Source organism: Pseudomonas sp. NBB, assembly GCF_032701105.1.
In the GTDB taxonomy this organism is placed as follows: Bacteria; Pseudomonadota; Gammaproteobacteria; order Pseudomonadales; family Pseudomonadaceae; genus Aquipseudomonas; species Aquipseudomonas asiatica.
In genome coordinates, this window is sequence record NZ_CP103994.1 from 2255814 (window position 1) to 2272785 (window position 16972).

Sequence of the window (16972 nt, forward strand, 5' to 3'; positions counted from 1 at the left end):
CTATAAAGAGTTTAAGATTCAGTAAGTTAGCGCGAAAAAAAGTGTTGACAGGGTTTTTGGAATGGGTAGAATGCGCACCACACGACAGGCACATAGCTCAGTTGGTTAGAGCACCACCTTGACATGGTGGGGGTCGTTGGTTCGAGTCCAATTGTGCCTACCAAATCGAAGAAGGGGTGATCCGCAAGGGTCACCCCTTTTTTCATTGGGTTCTCGCGGCCTGGTGCTGCGCAGCAGGCCCTTATGCACGAATTCGCAAAGTTTTTGATTTTTCTGAAAAAAACGCTTTACAGGTACGCATTTGATCACTAATATGCGCACCACACGACAGGCACATAGCTCAGTTGGTTAGAGCACCACCTTGACATGGTGGGGGTCGTTGGTTCGAGTCCAATTGTGCCTACCAAATCGAAAAAGGGCGATCAGTAATGATCGCCCTTTTTGCTGTGCGCATGAAGCAGCGTGTAACGTTTGGTCGCGGTTCGGGGCATTGCCCGGCGTGCTAGAATCCGCCCCTTCGAATCTGGAGGTACACGCGTGCGCAAACTGGCTGTGGTAATGGCAGTGCTCGCCCTGGCGGGCTGTGAGAACGAGGTCGAAGGCGTGCACAAACAGGTGGCCGAACACCTGCACAACCCCAAGACCGCCAAGTTCGGCAACGTTCGGATCGACACCCAGGGCACCATTTGTGGCCAGGTCCGTGGCAAGGATGATGCCGGGCAGTACGAGGCCTACCGCAGCTACGTGGCCATCAAGCGCGATGGCCAGTACGAAATCATCGTCGACGACAGCGGCAACAACCTGCGCATCCGCGAGATGTGCGGCGGCGCCGAGCTGCAGCGCCGCGCCGAGGCCCTGGCTGGCCAGCCGGCCCCGCAAGGCTGGGATGTGGAAGTGATCCAGGGTGCAAACATGGGCGCGCTCAGCGACATGACCGCACGCCTGATCGAAAAGGGCATCCCGTCCTCGGTGGAGTACCGCGACGGCAAGCCGGTGGTGCTGATGGGGCCATTCCCCACCCGTGAGGAAGCCGAAGCGCGCAAGGCCGAGGTGATGGCCAAGCTGGGTACCGATTCGGTGGTGATTCAGCACGGCGCAGCGCGCTGAAAACTCTGTGTGAGTGGGGGCTGTAGGAGCGGCCTTGTGTCGCGACGGGCTGCGAAGCAGCCCCACAGAATCTGCTGTGATGCCGAAATCCCGGGGCTGCTTCGCAGCCCGTCGCGACGCAAGGCCGCTCCTACAGGGCGTGCGCCAGCTTCCGGATTTCGAGCAGTCACACGCGCGTTAGACATTGTCCGCACAGTTTTGGCTATGCTTGTCAGGAAGAAGCCGAACGGGGAGGGCCTCATGTCTACACTGGAGCGGGCCATTGCCGTGGCCGCCAGGGCGCATGAAGGGCAATACGACAAGGGTGGGGCCGCTTATATCCTCCACCCGCTACGCGTGATGATGCGGGTTTCCACAACCGAACAACGGATTGTCGCGGTGCTGCACGATGTGATCGAAGACACCCCGCTGACCCTGTCCGACCTGGCGCGCGAGGGTTTCGCGCTGAAAATCCTTGCCGCCTTGCTGGCGCTCAGCCGCCGTGAGGGCGAGGCCTACCAGGACTTCGTGGTGCGCCTGGGCGGTGACCCGCTGGCGCGCACCGTCAAGCTGGCCGATCTGGCCGACAACAGCGACCTTTCGCGCATCCCGTGCCCAGGCCCCACCGACCTGGCGCGGCTGGCGCGTTACCGCGAAGCCAGCGCCTACCTGCAGGCCTTGGCTTGAGGCTGAATGCAGTCAGTCTTCCTTCGGTACCGTCCAGAAAATCTGCACGCCGCCATCGTCGCGGTGGGCGAGGGTGACGTTATCGTTTTCGGCGATTTCCTCTAGCAGGGTTTCCCAATCTTCCGGGGTTTCCTGCTCCAGACGGAAGATCAACGCCGCACGGCTGCGCTGGGCAGTGGGGCTGTTGATGATTTTCTGAATGCGCATACCCAGTTGTTCATAGCTGCTTGGGGTGGCGGAGGCGGTGCTGGACACAAGTGTTTCCTTGTTTTTGCTGTATGCGCATACAGTATTTCACTGTAAGTAATTTCGCAACAGTCAGACAGCAAACGCCCCGCCAGGGCAGCGGGGCTGTTTGCATTTCAGGGGGCGGCTGGCGATCAGTACTCCCAGAAGATGCGCTGCAGCTCCTTGCTGTCCTGGGTCCTGGTCATCGCCACCGTCGCCAGAATCCGCGCTTTCTGCGGGTTCAGGTCGTGGGCCACGACCCAGTCGTTCTTGTCATCCGGCTGCTCGGCGTTGCGCAGCACGAAGCCACCCTGGTTGACGTGCGACGAGCGAATGATCTGCACGCCGTTCTTGCGCAGCTCCTGCAGCGCCGGCACCACCCGCGACGACACCGAACCGTTGCCGGTACCGGCATGGATCAGTGCCTTGGCGCCGTTCTGCGCCAGTGCTTTGTAGGCGGTGTCGGTGACGTTGCCATAGCCATAGGCGATATCCACCTGCGGCAGGCTGCTGATCTGCTTGATGTCGAACTCGGAGTTGACCGTGTGGCGCTTGGCCGGCAGGCGGAACCAGTACGACTTGCCTTCCACCACCATGCCCATCGGGCCCCAGGCGCTCTTGAAGGCTTCGGTCTTGATGTTCACTGCCTTGCTGACATCGCGCCCGGACTGGATCTCGTCATTCATGGTCACCAGCACGCCCTTGCCGCGCGACTGCTTGTCGCTGGCCACGGCCACGGCGTTGTAAAGGTTGAGCATGCCGTCGGCGGACATGGCGGTGCCCGGGCGCATCGAACCGACGACCACGATCGGCTTGTCGGTCTTTTCCACCAGGTTGAGGAAGTAGGCGGTCTCTTCCAGGGTGTCGGTGCCGTGGGTGATGACGATACCGTCGACGTCCTTGCTTTCGGCGAGTTCGGCAACGCGTTTGCCCAACTTGAGCAGGTCGTCGTTGGAAATGCTCTCAGAGGCGATCTGCATGACCTGCTCGCCGCGTACGTTGGCCAGGTCGGCCAGCTCCGGTACGCCGGCGATCAGCTTGTCGACGCCCACCTTGGCGGCCTGGTAGGTGGCGCTGTTGGCAGCGCTGGCGCCAGCGCCGGCAATGGTGCCGCCGGTGGCGAGGATGACCACGTTGGCCAGCTTCTGCTGGGTTTCCGCCTCTTTGGCCGAAACGGTGGCTGGAATGGCCAGCAGTACGGCGAGTGCGCTGGGGGCGAAGATTTTCAGTGCGGCATTCATCGTTATTGTTCTCTCTCTTCCTAATGAGATGGTTGTTTTGTCGCACAGGGTGCAAGGCAGGTTTCGTACCAGTTGCGCGCACGGCCCTTGTGGGAGCGGCCTTGTGTCGCGAAAGGGGCGCGCAGGGGCCCCGGATTCCGGCGCAACAACACACATTGCCGGGGCCGCCTTGTGGCCCTTTCGCGACACAAGGCCGCCCCCACATGAAGGTGCGTTCCATTCGAGATTCCGAACAAACGCAGGAAAAGACGTTCGGCTTTTCGGAAAAAATCCGGATAAACTGCGCCAAGCTCGACTTGACCTCCGACAGCCAAACGGATTTGACAAACCCCGGTCCTGTTTCCATAGTTAGGCAACGCAAACGTTTGCGATCCGACAAAAAACACAAGATTCGGAGTCATCGTCCATGAAACTGCCGTTCCCCGGTCGTCTGCTGGCCCTCGCGGTCATTTCCTCGCTGTCCCTGGCCCTGCCATTTTCTCCCGCCCACGCCGAAGACAAGCCCAAGGTCGCCCTGGTCATGAAGTCGCTGGCCAACGAGTTCTTCCGCACCATGGAAGACGGCGCCAAGGATTACCAGAAAGCCCACGCCGATGAATTCGAACTGATCGCCAACGGCATCAAGAACGAGACCGACACCGGCGAGCAGATCCGCATCGTCGAGCAGATGGTCAATGCGGGCGCCAAGGCCCTGGTCATTGCCCCGGCCGACTCCAAGGCGCTGGTATCGGCGGTGAAGAAGGCCATGGACCAGGGCGTTGTGGTGATCAACATCGACAACCGCCTGGACCCTGAATTGCTCAAGAGCAAAGGCATCAGCGTACCCTTCGTGGGCCCCGACAACCGCAAGGGCGCGCGCCTGGTCGGTGACTACCTGGCCAACGAGAAGCTCAAGGCCGGCGACCAGGTCGGCATCATCGAAGGCGTGCCGACCACCACCAACGCCCAGCAGCGTACCGCCGGCTTCAAGGACGCCATGGACGCCGCGCAGATCAAGATCGTATCGGTGCAGAGCGGCAACTGGGAAATCGACAAAGGCAACGCCGTCGCCGCCTCCATGCTCAACGAATACCCCGACCTGAAAGCCCTGCTGGCCGGCAACGACAGCATGGCCCTGGGCGCCGTGTCGGCCGTGCGTGCCGCCGGCAAGACCGGCCAGGTGCAAGTGGTGGGCTACGACAACATCAACGCCATCAAGCCGATGCTCGCCGATGGCCGTGTGCTCGCAACCCTCGACCAGGCGGCCAGCCAGCAGGCGGTGTACGGCATCCAGGCGGCGCTGAAAATGGTCAAGGGCGAGAAACCCGACGTGGATGCCGACAACGTCATCCAGACCCCGGTCCAACTCATCACCAAGCCCTGATCGCTGGCAGGAGAAACGGCCATGCCTGCATCGGCCAACGAAGTAGTGCTCGCCGCCAGCGGCCTAGGCAAGACCTACGCCCAGCCCGTGCTCGGCGAGGTCAGCCTGAACCTGCGTGCCGGCGAAGTGCTGGCCCTGACCGGCGAGAACGGCGCCGGCAAAAGCACCCTGTCCAAGCTCATCAGTGGCCTGGAAACCCCCACCACCGGGCACATGCGCTACCGCGGCCAGGCCTACGCGCCTGGCAGCCGCAGCGAGGCTGAGCGCCTTGGCGTGCGCATGGTCATGCAGGAACTCAACCTGCTGCCCACGCTGACCGTCGCGGAAAACCTGTTCCTCGACAACCTGCCCGGCCGCTTCGGTTGGATCAGCCAGAAGCGCCTGCGCCAACTGGCCACGGCCGCCATGGCCCAGGTCGGCCTCGACGCCATCGACCCGGACACCCCGGTCGGCGAGCTGGGCATCGGCCATCAGCAGATGGTCGAGATCGCCCGCAACCTGATTGGCGACTGCCATGTGCTGATCTTCGACGAGCCCACCGCCATGCTCACCGCGCGCGAAGTGGAGCTGCTGTTCACCCAGATCGAGCGCCTGCGCCAACGTGGCGTGGCCATCGTCTACATCTCCCATCGCCTGGAAGAACTGCAGCGCGTGGCCCAGCGCATCGTCGTGCTGCGCGACGGCAAGCTGATGTGCGACGAACCGATCCAGCGCTACAGCAGCGCCGAACTGGTCAACCTGATGGTCGGCCGCGAGCTGGGCGAGCATATCGACCTGGGCCGCCGGCAGATCGGCACGGCGCTGCTCAAGGTCGACAGGCTCAGCCGTGCCGACAAGGTGCGTGAAGTGTCGTTCGAGGTCAGGGCAGGGGAGATCTTCGGCATTTCCGGCCTGATCGGTGCCGGCCGTACCGAACTGCTGCGCCTGATCTACGGCGCCGACCGTGCCGACAGCGGCAGCATCGCCCTCGGCCAGCCGCCCAAGGCTGTCACCATCGACTCGCCCAAGGCTGCGGTGCAGGCCGGTATCGCGCTGATCACCGAAGACCGCAAAGGCGAGGGCCTGCTGCTGACGCAGTCGATCAGCGCGAATATCGCCCTGGGCAACCTCGGTGCGGTATCACGGGCCGGGGTGCTCGATGGCGAAGCCGAAGCGGCATTGGCCGAACGCCAGATCCAGGCCATGCGCATTCGCAGTGCCGGCCCGCAGCAGGTGGTAGGCGAGCTGTCTGGCGGCAATCAGCAGAAGGTGGTGATCGGCCGCTGGCTGGAACGCGATTGCCAGGTGCTGCTGTTCGACGAGCCCACCCGTGGCATCGACGTCGGCGCCAAGTTCGACATCTATGGCCTGCTGGCCGAGCTGGCGCGCCAGGGCAAGGCCCTGGTGGTGGTGTCCAGCGACCTGCGCGAGCTGATGCTGATATGCGACCGCATCGCCGTGCTGTCGGCCGGTCGCCTGATCGACACCTTCGAGCGGGACCATTGGAGCCAGGACCAGTTGCTGGCCGCGGCCTTTGCCGGTTATCAGAAACGTGACGCACTGCTGCATGAAGCAGCTCCCAGGATGGATGCATGAAAACCACCCCGTTCGACAGCCAAGGCGCCGCACCGGTGCGCCGCAGTGGCACCTATCTTGGCCTGGGTACCTACCTGGGCCTGGCCGGCGCCTTGCTGGCGATGATCGTGCTGTTCTCGTTCCTTAGCAGCCACTTCTGGTCGTACAACACCTTCAGTACCCTGGCCAACCAGATCCCCGACCTGATGGTACTGGCGGTGGGCATGACCTTCGTGCTGATCATCGGCGGCATCGACCTGTCGGTGGGCTCGGTACTGGCGCTGGCGGCGTCCACGGTCAGTGTGGCGATCCTCGGCTGGGGCTGGGGCGTGCTGCCTTCAGCCCTGCTGGGCATGGCCGTGGCCGCGATGGCCGGCAGCATCACCGGCGGCGTCACCGTGGCCTGGCGCATTCCGTCGTTCATCGTTTCGCTCGGGGTGCTGGAAATGGCCCGCGGCCTGGCCTACCAGTTCACCGACTCGCGCACCGCCTATATCGGCGATGCCTATGCCTGGTTCTCCAACCCCATCGCATTCGGCATCTCGCCGGCGTTCATCATCGCCTTGCTGGTGATCGTGCTGGCCCAGTTGGTGCTGACCCGCACGGTGTTCGGCCGCTACCTGATCGGCATCGGCACCAACGAAGAGGCCGTGCGCCTGGCCGGCATCGACCCGCGCCCGTACAAGGTGCTGGTGTTCGCCCTGATGGGCCTGCTCGCCGGCCTGGCCGCGCTGTTCCAGATCTCGCGCCTGGAAGCCGCCGACCCCAATGCCGGCTCCGGCCTGGAGCTGCAGGTGATCGCCGCCGTGGTGATTGGCGGCACCAGCCTGATGGGCGGGCGCGGCTCGGTCATCAGCACATTCTTTGGCGTGCTGATCATTTCGGTGCTGGCCGCAGGGCTGGCGCAGATCGGTGCCAGCGAACCGACCAAACGCATCATCACCGGGGCGGTGATCGTCATCGCCGTGGTGCTCGACACTTACCGTAGCCGGCGTGCAGGCCGGCGGAACTGAAAACATGGCAACCATCAAAGACGTCGCGGCACTGGCGGGCATTTCCTACACCACCGTGTCCCATGTGCTGAACAAGACCCGGCCGGTCAGCGAGCAGGTGCGGTTGAAAGTCGAAGCCGCCATCGCCGAACTCGACTACGTACCCAGCGCCGTGGCCCGCTCGCTGAAGGCGCGCAGCACGGCCACCATCGGCCTGCTGGTACCCAACAGCGTCAACCCGTACTTCGCCGAGCTGGCGCGGGGCATCGAAGACGCCTGCGAACGCAACGGCTACTGCGTGATCCTGTGCAACTCCGACGACAACCCGCAAAAGCAGCGCAGCTACCTGCGCGTGCTGCTGGAAAAGCGCATCGACGGCCTGGTAGTGGCTTCGGTAGGGCAGGACAGCGACCTGCTGCAAAGCCTGGCTGGCGTGCGCACGCCCATGGTGATCGTCGACCGCGAACTGGACGGTGTCGATGCCGACCTGGTGCGCATCGACCACGAGCAGGGCGCCTTCCTGGCCACCCAGCACCTGCTGGAACTTGGTCACCATGACATCGCCTATATCGGCGGCCCCGCCGAGACCGGTGTGACCCAGCTGCGCCTGAGCGGCTTCCGCCGCGCCATGGCCGAAGCCGGTGTGCCGGTGCGCAACGACCGCGTGCTGCACTGCGATTTCACCAGCCCCGGCGGCCATGCAGCCGCAGGCCGGCTGCTGGAGGGCAAGCGGCCTACGGCGATTTTTGCCGGCAACGACATGATCGGCTTCGGTGTGCTGCGTGCCGCGGCTGAACGCAATATCAACGTGCCCGGCGAGCTGTCGGTGATCGGCTTCGACGACATCGAGCTCAGCCGTTACGTGTACCCGCCGTTGACCACGGTGGGCCAGTCGATTCGCGAGCTGGGCGAGAGCGCCGCGTCGCTGTTGCTGGCGCGTATCGGCACCCCCCGGCAGGGCGTGGCAGAGCAACGCATCGTCGCCCCGCGCATTGTGCTGCGCGAGTCCACCGGGCCGCGCCCGGACCTGTTCAACGATTACCGCTGATGCTAAGGAAATGTCATGAATGCCAAGGTTGTGGTGGTCGGTAGCCTCAACATGGACCTGGTGGCCCGCGCGCAGCGCCTGCCCCGGGCCGGCGAAACACTCCCCGGCGAAAGCTTTTTCACCGTGCCGGGCGGCAAGGGGGCCAACCAGGCAGTGGCCGTGGCGCGCCTGGGCGGCAGCGTGGCGATGATCGGCAACGTTGGCGACGATGACTATGGTCGACAACTGCACCGGGCCCTGTATGTGGAAGGCATCGACTGCCAGGGCGTCACCACCTGCCAGGGCGTGTCCAGCGGGGTGGCGCTGATCACCGTGGATGCCGCCAGCCAGAACTGCATCGTCATCATCCCCGGTGGCAACGGCCTGCTGACGCCGCAGTCGGTGCAGCGGTTCGATGCGCTGCTGCAGGCGGCCGAGGTGATCATCTGCCAGCTGGAAGTACCGGCCGACACCGTGGCCTGGACCCTGGCCAGGGGGCGCGAGCTGGGCAAGCGGGTAATCCTGAACCCGGCGCCGGCGACCGGCCCCTTGCCGGCGGACTGGTTCGCCCACATCGACTACCTGACGCCCAACGAAAGCGAGGCCGAAGCACTAACCGGCGTGGCGGTGACTGACCTGGACAGCGCCCGACGTGCCGGCGAGCGCTTGCTGCAGCTGGGCGCGGGCAAAGTGATCATTACCCTGGGTGCGCAAGGGGCCTTGCTGGTCACCCCGCAGGGCCACCAGCACTTCCCCGCGCCGGTGGTGCAGCCGCTGGACACCACGGCAGCCGGCGATACCTTCATCGGCGGCTTTGCCGCTGGCCTGGTGCGCGGCCTGGGGGAGGGCGAAGCCATCGCTTTCGGCCAGCGCGCCGCAGCCCTGTCGGTTACCCGCGCCGGCGCCCAGCCGTCGATTCCCTACCTGGCGGAGCTTGCGCCATGAAGAAGACCCCGCTGCTGAACGTTGCCCTCTCGCGGACCATCGCCGGCATGGGGCATGGCGACATCCTGGTGATCGGCGATGCCGGGCTGCCGGTGCCGCCGGGCGTCGAACTGATCGACCTGGCCGTCACGCCTGGCTTGCCGGACTTCGCCAGCGTGTTGCGGGTTGTGCTGAGCGAGTTGCAGGTAGAGCGCCACGTGCTGGCCGAAGAGATGCAGAAAGTGGTGCCGCCGGCGCTGGTCGAGATCGAGCGGCTGAAGGGCAAGGTGGGCAAGCGCGAATGGCTGAGCCATGAAGATTTCAAGGCATTGACACGCAGTGCCCGTGCGGTAGTGCGTACTGGCGAGTGCCAGCCCTACAGCAACATCGCGCTGATTTCCGGCGTGACTTTCTAGCTCGTCGTCCTAGCCAGTGCAGAACCCCTGTGGGAGCGGGTTCACCCGCGAACACCGGCGAAGCCGGTGCCATCCACCGCGCTGCCTTCTTCGCGGGTAAACCCGCTCCCACAGGGATTTGCGGTGTATCAGGAATACCAATCCAGGCAACAGGAGTGCCACCCATGCTCAAACCCCTGCTACAAGGAATCGCCCTCATGGTTGCAGCCACCACCCTCCAGGCCGCCCCCATCGACCTGATCATCGACACCGACCCCGGCGCCGACGACGTGGTCGCGCTGTTTCTGGCCATGGCCTCGCCCGACGAGCTCAACATCCGCGCCATCACGACCGTGGCCGGCAACGTGCGCCTGGAAAAGACCTCGCGCAACGCCCGCCTGGCCCGCGAATGGGCCGGCCGCGAAGACATCCCCGTGTACGCCGGCGCCGCTCGCCCGCTGGTACGCAAGCCGATCTACGCCGCCGACGTGCACGGCGAAGAAGGCCTCACCGGCATCCAGGTCCACGAACCGAAAGCGCCGCTGGCCCAAGGCAATGCCGTGCAATACCTGGTCGACACCCTTGGCACCGCCAAGCCCCACAGCATCACCATCGCCATGCTCGGCCCACAGACCAACCTGGCCCTGGCGCTGATCCAGCGCCCGGACATCGCCAAAGGCATCAAGCAGGTGGTGGTCATGGGCGGTGCCCATTTCAACGGCGGCAACATCACCCCGGCGGCGGAATTCAACCTCTATGCCGACCCACATGCCGCCGAAGTGGTGCTGGCCAGCGGCGTGCAACTGATCTATCTGCCGCTGGACGTCACCCACAAACTGCTGACCAGCGACGCCCGCCTCAAGCAACTGGCGGCGGTGAACAACCAGGCCAGCAAACGGGTGGTGGATATCCTCAACGCCTACATCACCCACGACATGGACCTGTACGGCATGCCCGGCGGCCCGGTGCACGACGCCAGCGTCATCGCCTACCTGCTCAAGCCCGAGCTGTTCAGCGGCCGGCGCATCCATATGAGCATCGACAGCCGCGAAGGCCCCAGCTTCGGCCAGACCCTTGCCGACTGGTACGGCGTGCTCAAGCAGCCCGCCAACGTGATGTGGGTGGAGGAGGGCGATGCCCAGGGCCTGTTCGACCTGCTCAGCGCCCGTTTGGCGCGATTGGAATAGCCGTGTGCGGCGCGTAGCGCTCGAACACCTGGTCGAAGAAGCTGCGTGCCGCCTCGGCGCCGCGATCGCGCACCAGCAGGTCGATGGCAATCAGCAGCAACTCCTCCGGCGTGCCAGGGCTGTACGCGCTCTGGCCTTCGGCCCATTTGACCTTGATATCGGCTTCGATGCTGTGGCTGCTCATGAAAGGCTCTCGCTTGGGGCCCGGGACGAAGGGGCGAACACCTGACCCTGGTGTTCGATGGAGGCGGGGTGCGCTCCACTTCTTGCACTAAATCATGACTTTGCGTCAGTGACCTTGCGGCTTAAGCATATGGCAAACGCAGCGGGTTGTGCAAAATCCGGTCACGATTGCGTTTTCGCCTCGGCTGGCGAGTTCAGGCAGACTTGACCGGTTTTGCAACAAAAGATCAGCGGAACTGTCGGATCAGACAGTTCCCGGACCGATTTAGGAGGCTTCATGTTCCGTACCCGTGCTTACCTGGCAACCCTGGCGGTGGCTGCTGTCCTGGCTGGTTGCAGCACTGGTGGCAATTCTGCTGGTGGCGCTGCGCCAGCCACGCCGGCAGGCAACGATGGCCGCTGCGAAGCCAGCGGCGCCGATTTCGCCATTGGCAAGCCGGCCAGCGCCGAGCTGCTGGAGCAGGCGCGCAAGGCCAGTGGCTCGCAGATGGCCCGCATTCTCAAGCCGCACGACGTGGTTACCCTGGAGTACCGCTCCGAGCGCTTGAACCTGAATGTGGACGAGCAGGGCAAGGTGGTTCGCGTCAACTGCGGTTGATACGCGGTCCTTGTGGGAGCGGCCTTGTGTCGCGAAAGGGCCGCAAAGCGGCCCCGGCATTATAGGCTGCAGAGCTGAAACCCTGGGGCCGCTACGCGCCCCTTTCGCGACACAAGGCCGCTCCCACAAAAAAAGCCGCGCCCGCATGGGCCAACCCCTTCAACCCATGCAGCACCCATAAAAAAACCCGCCACAAGGGCGGGTTTTTTTACAGCTATCCGAATTACTCCGGACGAACCTGTGCAGCCTGCATGCCCTTCTGGCCGCGCTCGGCGACGAAGGAAACAGTCTGGCCTTCTTTCAGGCTCTTGAAGCCGTCAGATTCGATGGCCTTGAAGTGAACGAACAGGTCGTCGCCGCCGCCTGCTGGGGTGATGAAGCCGTAGCCTTTCTCATCATTGAACCATTTGACGGTGCCTTGTTGGCGATTGGACATGGGTGAATCTCCAGAACATTTAGTTTTTTCAGTGGTGCAATGCGGCCGAGGCTACGGAGCACGGAACACATCATAGTCTAATTCTGCGCATCTAGCGCCTTTTACCTTCGCAGGATGTTGATCCAGCTCAAAGAATGGCTGGTCTGCTCTGGCTTTAAGGTTTCAGCTCTTCGGTGCACAGGCCTGTTTCACGACCATCTGGGCCTTCTGCATCAGCTTGGCGTCCACGCCATCGTTGCTGTCGAGGTCGGCAATTTCCGCGTCGGTGAAATTCTTTTTGATGGTTTGCGCGCCACAGTCGCAGTGTTTTTTCGCGGTCGCAGCGTCAACGCCTTGGCCTTGAGCCACTTGCGTGCACTGGGTCATGTAGGCAGCTTCCTTCCCGGCCGGGAAGTTGCCGGCGTTCGCAGCCATGGGCAGCAGCAGGGCCCCAGCGGCCGCCAGGGCCAGAAGAGACGGAACTCGCATAACCAATTACTCCTTGGGTTAAGGTCTCATCAAGAGTAGGTTGCTTCCCAAGGTCTGATAGGAATTTTTCCGCGTTAGTTCACCGCTGCGGCGTAATTTCCAAATATTTCTGCCTGGCGTGCAACCCGCGTGCTAGCATGCCCGGCTTGCAGCTGACAACTTGCAGCTTGCAGCTATCTTTTTTCTTTCCAGTCACTCTGGTTCGTCCCTGGCAAGCCGAAAGGCTTCTGCCACTGTGAGGCAGGCTTCCCGTTGCGGGAAGGCAGGTCGGATCTTGTACTGGCTCATCCCAACCCACGTGACCTTTGGTAGGGGTCACCACTAGGAGAGGAGGCGCCATGCCCGTTATTACTCTTCCCGATGGCAGTCAACGTTCGTTCGATCATGCCGTATCCGTAGCCGAAGTCGCCGCTTCCATCGGCGCCGGCCTGGCCAAGGCCACCGTGGCCGGCAAGGTCGACGGCAAACTGGTCGATGCCTGCGACCTGATCAGCAACGACGCCACCCTGCAGATCATCACCCCTAAAGATGAAGAGGGACTGGAGATCATCCGTCACTCGTGCGCCCACCTGGTCGGCCACGCGGTGAAACAGCTGTACCCGACCGCCAAGATGGTGATCGGCCCGGTCATCGACGAAGGCTTCTACTACGACATCGCCTACGAGCGCCCCTTCACCCCTGAAGACATGGCCGCCATCGAAAAGCGCATGATGGAGCTGATCGACAAGGACTACGACGTCATCAAGAAGGTGACCCCGCGCGCCGAAGTCATCGACGTGTTCAAGGCCCGTGGCGAAGACTACAAGCTGCGCCTGGTCGAAGACATGCCGGACGAGCAGGCCATGGGCCTGTACTACCACGAAGAATACGTCGACATGTGCCGCGGCCCGCACGTGCCGAACACCCGCTTCCTCAAGGCATTCAAACTGACCAAGCTGTCCGGCGCCTACTGGCGCGGTGATGCCAAGAACGAGCAGCTGCAACGCGTGTACGGCACCGCCTGGGCCGACAAGAAGCAGCTGGCTGCGTACATCCAGCGCATCGAAGAAGCCGAAAAACGCGACCACCGCAAGATCGGCAAGCAGCTCGACCTGTTCCACCTGCAGGAAGAAGCCCCGGGCATGGTGTTCTGGCACGCCAACGGCTGGACCGTGTACCAGGTACTCGAGCAGTACATGCGCCAGGTCCAGCGCGTCAACGGCTACCAGGAAATCAAGACCCCGCAGGTTGTCGACCGCATTCTCTGGGAGCGTTCCGGCCACTGGTCCAACTACGCCGAGAACATGTTCACCACTTCGTCGGAAAGCCGTGACTACGCGGTCAAGCCGATGAACTGCCCGTGCCACGTGCAGGTGTTCAACCAGGGCCTGAAGAGCTACCGCGACCTGCCGCTGCGCCTGGCCGAGTTCGGTGCCTGCCACCGTAACGAGCCGTCCGGCGCCCTGCACGGCATCATGCGCGTGCGTGGCTTCGTGCAGGACGACGCGCACATCTTCTGCACCGAAGAACAGGTAAAGAAAGAAGCCGCCGACTTCATCAAGCTGACCCTGGACGTGTACAAGGACTTCGGCTTCACCGACATCGCCATGAAGCTGTCGACCCGCCCGGCCAAGCGCGTGGGTTCCGAAGAGCTGTGGGACCGTGCCGAAGGCGCACTGGCCGACGCCTTGAACGAATCGGGCCTGGAGTGGGAATACCAGCCGGGCGAGGGCGCCTTCTACGGCCCGAAGATCGAGTTCACCCTGCGCGACTGCCTCGGCCGTAACTGGCAGTGCGGTACCCTGCAGTACGACCCGAACCTGCCAGAACGCCTGGATGCCAGCTACATCGCCGAAGATAACAGCCGAGTTCGCCCGGTCATGCTGCACCGCGCCATCCTCGGTTCGTTCGAGCGCTTCATCGGCATGCTGATCGAGCACTACGCCGGCGTGTTCCCGGCCTGGCTGGCCCCAACCCAGGCCGTGATCATGAATATCACCGACAAGCAGGCCGATTTCGCCCTCGAGGTGGAAAATACCCTGAACGGTAGCGGTTTCCGTGCCAAGTCGGACTTGAGAAATGAGAAGATCGGCTTTAAAATCCGCGAGCATACTTTGCTCAAGGTCCCGTACCTTTTGGTTATAGGGGATCGCGAAGTCGAAACGCAGACCGTCGCCGTACGCACCCGTGAAGGCAAAGACCTCGGCTCCATGCCGGTGGCTGAATTCACGCAGCTGCTCAACAGCGCTGTTGCCCAGCGCGGTCGCCTAGAATCGGAGTAATGACTATTAAGCGTGAAATGAGAAACGATAAACGAACTGCACCGAAAGCCCCGATCAACGAGAATATCTCGGCACGCGAGGTTCGGTTAATTGGCGCTGACGGCGAGCAGATTGGCATCGTCTCGATTGATGAAGCGCTTCGTATCGCTGATGAAGCGAAGCTGGATCTGGTGGAAATCTCCGCCGACGCGCAACCGCCCGTCTGCAAGGTGATGGACTACGGCAAGCACCTCTTCGAGAAGAAGAAGCAGGCCAACGAAGCCAAGAAAAACCAGAAGCAGATCCAGATCAAAGAAATCAAGTTTCGTCCAGGGACGGAAGAAGGGGATTACCAGGTAAAACTACGCAACCTGGTACGTTTCCTTACCGATGGGGACAAGGCCAAGATCTCTCTGAGATTCCGCGGCCGTGAGATGGCCCACCAGGAGCTGGGCATGGAGCTGTTGAAGCGGGTCGAAGCCGACCTCGCCGAATACGGCTCCGTTGAGCAGCATCCGAAGATGGAAGGACGCCAGCTTATGATGGTCATCGCCCCCAAAAAGAAGAAGTAATCTCCCGGGCACGGCAGGCCTGATGATTATTGTGTAATTTTATCGAATGCGGAGTTCCAACATGCCAAAAATGAAAACCAAGAGCGGTGCTGCGAAGCGCTTCCTGAAGACCGCTTCCGGCTTCAAGCACAAGCACGCTTTCAAGAGCCACATCCTGACCAAAATGTCGACCAAGCGTAAGCGTCAACTGCGCGGTGCCAGCCTGCTGCACCCGTCTGACGTGGCAAAAGTCGAGCGCATGCTGCGCGTACGTTAATTCTGGTTTAGATAGAGGAAGTTACTCATGGCTCGTGTTAAGCGTGGCGTCATCGCTCGTAAGCGTCACAAGAAAATTCTGAAACTGGCTAAAGGCTACTACGGTGCACGCTCGCGCGTATTCCGCGTTGCCAAGCAGGCTGTCATCAAGGCAGGTCAATATGCCTACCGTGACCGTCGTCAGAAGAAGCGTCAGTTCCGCGCACTGTGGATCGCTCGTATCAACGCCGGTGCCCGCACCAACGGTCTGTCCTACAGCCGTCTGATTGCTGGCCTGAAAAAGGCTTCGATCGAAATCGACCGTAAGGTTCTGGCCGATCTGGCAGTGAACGAAAAAGCGGCGTTTGCTGCGATTGTCGAGAAAGCTAAAGCCGTTCTGGCTTAAGTACCCGCGACAATCACCCGGCGGCGCTAGCGCCGTCGGGCATTGAACGTCATCGATAGGGGAAGAGCCTTCAAAGCTCTTCCCCTATTTTCGTATCTGGAGTCTGTACATGGAAAACCTGGATGCGTTGGTCTCCCAAGCCCTAGAGGCCGTGGAGCGCGCTGAAGACATCAATACCCTGGAACAGATCCGGGTGAACTATCTCGGCAAGAAAGGCGAGCTGACCCAGGTGATGAAGACCCTGGGCAACCTGCCAGCCGAAGAGCGGCCGAAAGTCGGCGCGCTGATCAACGACGCCAAAGAGCGCGTTACCGTTGTGCTCAATGCCCGCAAGGCCGCCTTCGAAGAAGCCGAGCTCAGCGCTCGCCTGGCTGCCGAATGCATTGACGTCACCCTGCCAGGCCGCGGCCAGGCCACCGGTGGCCTGCACCCGATCACACGTACACTCGAGCGCATCGAGCAGTTCTTCACCCACATCGGTTACGGCATTGCCGAAGGCCCAGAGGTGGAAGACGACTACCACAACTTCGAAGCGCTCAACATCCCCGGCCACCACCCGGCCCGGGCGATGCACGACACCTTCTACTTCAATGCCAACATGCTGCTGCGCACCCACACCTCGCCGGTGCAGGTGCGGACCATGGAGTCCACCCAGCCGCCAATCCGCATTGTCTGCCCGGGCCGCGTATACCGCTGCGACTCGGATATCACCCACTCGCCGATGTTCCACCAGGTCGAAGGCCTGCTGATCGATCGCGATATCAACTTCGCCGACCTCAAGGGCACCATCGAAGAGTTCCTGCGCGTGTTCTTCGAAAAAGAACTGGCGGTACGTTTCCGCCCATCGTTCTTCCCCTTCACCGAGCCGTCCGCCGAAGTCGACATCCAGTGCGTGATGTGTTCCGGCAAAGGCTGCCGCGTGTGCAAGCAGACCGGCTGGCTGGAAGTGATGGGCTGCGGCATGGTGCACCCGAACGTGCTGCGCATGTCCGGCATCGACCCTGAAGAGTTCCAGGGCTTCGCCTTCGGCATGGGCGCCGAGCGCCTGGCCATGCTGCGCTACGGCGTCAACGATTTGCGTCTGTTCTTCGATAACGACCTGCGGTTCCTTGCCCAATTCCGCTAGGCCCAATCGACGCACATTCTAGGAG

20 protein-coding genes and 2 tRNA genes are annotated in these 16972 nt (G+C 62.4%); 17 read left to right on the forward strand and 5 right to left on the reverse strand.

Annotated features, from left to right (window positions below):
- The first annotated feature begins 86 nt into the window (after positions 1-86).
- The 4 genes from NY023_RS10510 (at position 87) to NY023_RS10525 (ending at position 1773) form a co-directional block, all read left to right on the forward strand.
- Positions 87-163, forward strand: a tRNA-Val gene (locus tag NY023_RS10510).
- A gap of 166 nt (positions 164-329) precedes the next feature.
- Positions 330-406 (forward strand) — tRNA-Val (locus NY023_RS10515).
- Between the two features lie 131 nt (positions 407-537).
- Entirely contained in the window at positions 538-1107 is a 570-nt protein-coding gene (locus tag NY023_RS10520) for an SPOR domain-containing protein (protein ID WP_003260952.1), read from the forward strand.
- 240 nt (positions 1108-1347) lie between these two features.
- Positions 1348-1773 (forward strand): HD domain-containing protein, encoded by a 426-nt coding sequence (locus NY023_RS10525; RefSeq protein WP_003260953.1) that lies wholly within the window; start codon positions 1348-1350, stop codon positions 1771-1773.
- A gap of 12 nt (positions 1774-1785) precedes the next feature.
- Here NY023_RS10525 and NY023_RS10530 read toward each other — a convergent pair whose 3' ends face one another.
- A complete protein-coding gene (locus tag NY023_RS10530; protein ID WP_003260955.1) occupies positions 1786-2028 on the reverse strand; it encodes a DUF1654 domain-containing protein in 243 nt (80 codons plus the stop codon).
- 125 nt (positions 2029-2153) lie between these two features.
- The gene (locus NY023_RS10535; RefSeq protein ID WP_013971995.1) at positions 2154-3242 is read right to left on the reverse strand and encodes an asparaginase; all 1089 of its coding nucleotides are present in this window, start codon (positions 3240-3242) and stop codon (positions 2154-2156) included.
- A gap of 406 nt (positions 3243-3648) precedes the next feature.
- Here NY023_RS10535 and NY023_RS10540 point away from each other — a divergent pair, with 406 nt between their 5' ends.
- The 7 genes from NY023_RS10540 to NY023_RS10570 all read left to right on the forward strand — a co-directional run bounded on the left by NY023_RS10540 (position 3649) and on the right by NY023_RS10570 (position 10684).
- Positions 3649-4605: a sugar ABC transporter substrate-binding protein gene (locus NY023_RS10540; protein WP_013971996.1), complete on the forward strand. Its 957-nt coding sequence runs from the start codon at positions 3649-3651 to the stop codon at positions 4603-4605.
- A gap of 21 nt (positions 4606-4626) precedes the next feature.
- Positions 4627-6180: a sugar ABC transporter ATP-binding protein gene (locus NY023_RS10545; protein ID WP_013971997.1), complete on the forward strand. Its 1554-nt coding sequence runs from the start codon at positions 4627-4629 to the stop codon at positions 6178-6180.
- Positions 6177-7172, forward strand: coding sequence for an ABC transporter permease (locus NY023_RS10550; protein WP_013971998.1), 996 nt, complete (start codon positions 6177-6179; stop codon positions 7170-7172). Before NY023_RS10545 ends, NY023_RS10550 begins: the two co-directional genes overlap by 4 nt.
- A 4-nt stretch (positions 7173-7176) precedes the next feature.
- Positions 7177-8199, forward strand: coding sequence for a LacI family DNA-binding transcriptional regulator (locus NY023_RS10555; RefSeq protein ID WP_044046956.1), 1023 nt, complete (start codon positions 7177-7179; stop codon positions 8197-8199).
- Between the two features lie 15 nt (positions 8200-8214).
- Entirely contained in the window at positions 8215-9123 is a 909-nt protein-coding gene (gene rbsK, locus NY023_RS10560) for a ribokinase (RefSeq protein WP_013972000.1), read from the forward strand.
- Entirely contained in the window at positions 9120-9518 is a 399-nt protein-coding gene (rbsD, locus tag NY023_RS10565) for a D-ribose pyranase (protein ID WP_013972001.1), read from the forward strand. Before rbsK ends, rbsD begins: the two co-directional genes overlap by 4 nt.
- A 164-nt stretch (positions 9519-9682) precedes the next feature.
- A complete protein-coding gene (locus NY023_RS10570; protein ID WP_044046957.1) occupies positions 9683-10684 on the forward strand; it encodes a nucleoside hydrolase in 1002 nt (333 codons plus the stop codon).
- On the opposite strand, the gene NY023_RS10575 is transcribed toward NY023_RS10570, so the two are convergent.
- Complete coding sequence (locus NY023_RS10575; RefSeq protein WP_003260960.1) at positions 10656-10868, reverse strand: hypothetical protein; 213 nt, start codon at positions 10866-10868, stop codon at positions 10656-10658. The genes NY023_RS10570 and NY023_RS10575 overlap by 29 nt on opposite strands.
- Positions 10869-11144: 276 nt before the next feature.
- Between NY023_RS10575 and NY023_RS10580 the strand changes: the two genes are divergently transcribed.
- Complete coding sequence (locus NY023_RS10580; protein WP_003260961.1) at positions 11145-11465, forward strand: I78 family peptidase inhibitor; 321 nt, start codon at positions 11145-11147, stop codon at positions 11463-11465.
- Between the two features lie 223 nt (positions 11466-11688).
- On the opposite strand, the gene NY023_RS10585 is transcribed toward NY023_RS10580, so the two are convergent.
- Positions 11689-11901 (reverse strand): cold-shock protein, encoded by a 213-nt coding sequence (locus NY023_RS10585; protein ID WP_003250656.1) that lies wholly within the window; start codon positions 11899-11901, stop codon positions 11689-11691.
- Positions 11902-12063: 162 nt separating this feature from the next.
- Positions 12064-12369 (reverse strand): hypothetical protein, encoded by a 306-nt coding sequence (locus tag NY023_RS10590; protein WP_013972003.1) that lies wholly within the window; start codon positions 12367-12369, stop codon positions 12064-12066.
- A 338-nt stretch (positions 12370-12707) separates the two neighbouring features.
- On the opposite strand from NY023_RS10590, the gene thrS reads away from it, so the two are divergent.
- From thrS to pheS, 5 genes are all read left to right on the forward strand, one after another.
- Entirely contained in the window at positions 12708-14630 is a 1923-nt protein-coding gene (gene thrS / locus NY023_RS10595) for a threonine--tRNA ligase (protein WP_013972004.1), read from the forward strand.
- Complete coding sequence (gene infC / locus NY023_RS10600) at positions 14630-15181, forward strand: translation initiation factor IF-3 (protein WP_013972005.1); 552 nt, start codon at positions 14630-14632, stop codon at positions 15179-15181. The genes thrS and infC overlap by 1 nt, the downstream gene beginning before the upstream one ends.
- Positions 15182-15242: 61 nt before the next feature.
- Entirely contained in the window at positions 15243-15437 is a 195-nt protein-coding gene (rpmI, locus tag NY023_RS10605; RefSeq protein WP_003250667.1) for a 50S ribosomal protein L35, read from the forward strand.
- Between the two features lie 27 nt (positions 15438-15464).
- Positions 15465-15821 (forward strand): 50S ribosomal protein L20, encoded by a 357-nt coding sequence (rplT, locus tag NY023_RS10610; protein WP_003250671.1) that lies wholly within the window; start codon positions 15465-15467, stop codon positions 15819-15821.
- Positions 15822-15930: 109 nt separating this feature from the next.
- Positions 15931-16947: a phenylalanine--tRNA ligase subunit alpha gene (gene pheS, locus NY023_RS10615; RefSeq protein WP_013972006.1), complete on the forward strand. Its 1017-nt coding sequence runs from the start codon at positions 15931-15933 to the stop codon at positions 16945-16947.
- Positions 16948-16972: the final 25 nt, after the last annotated feature.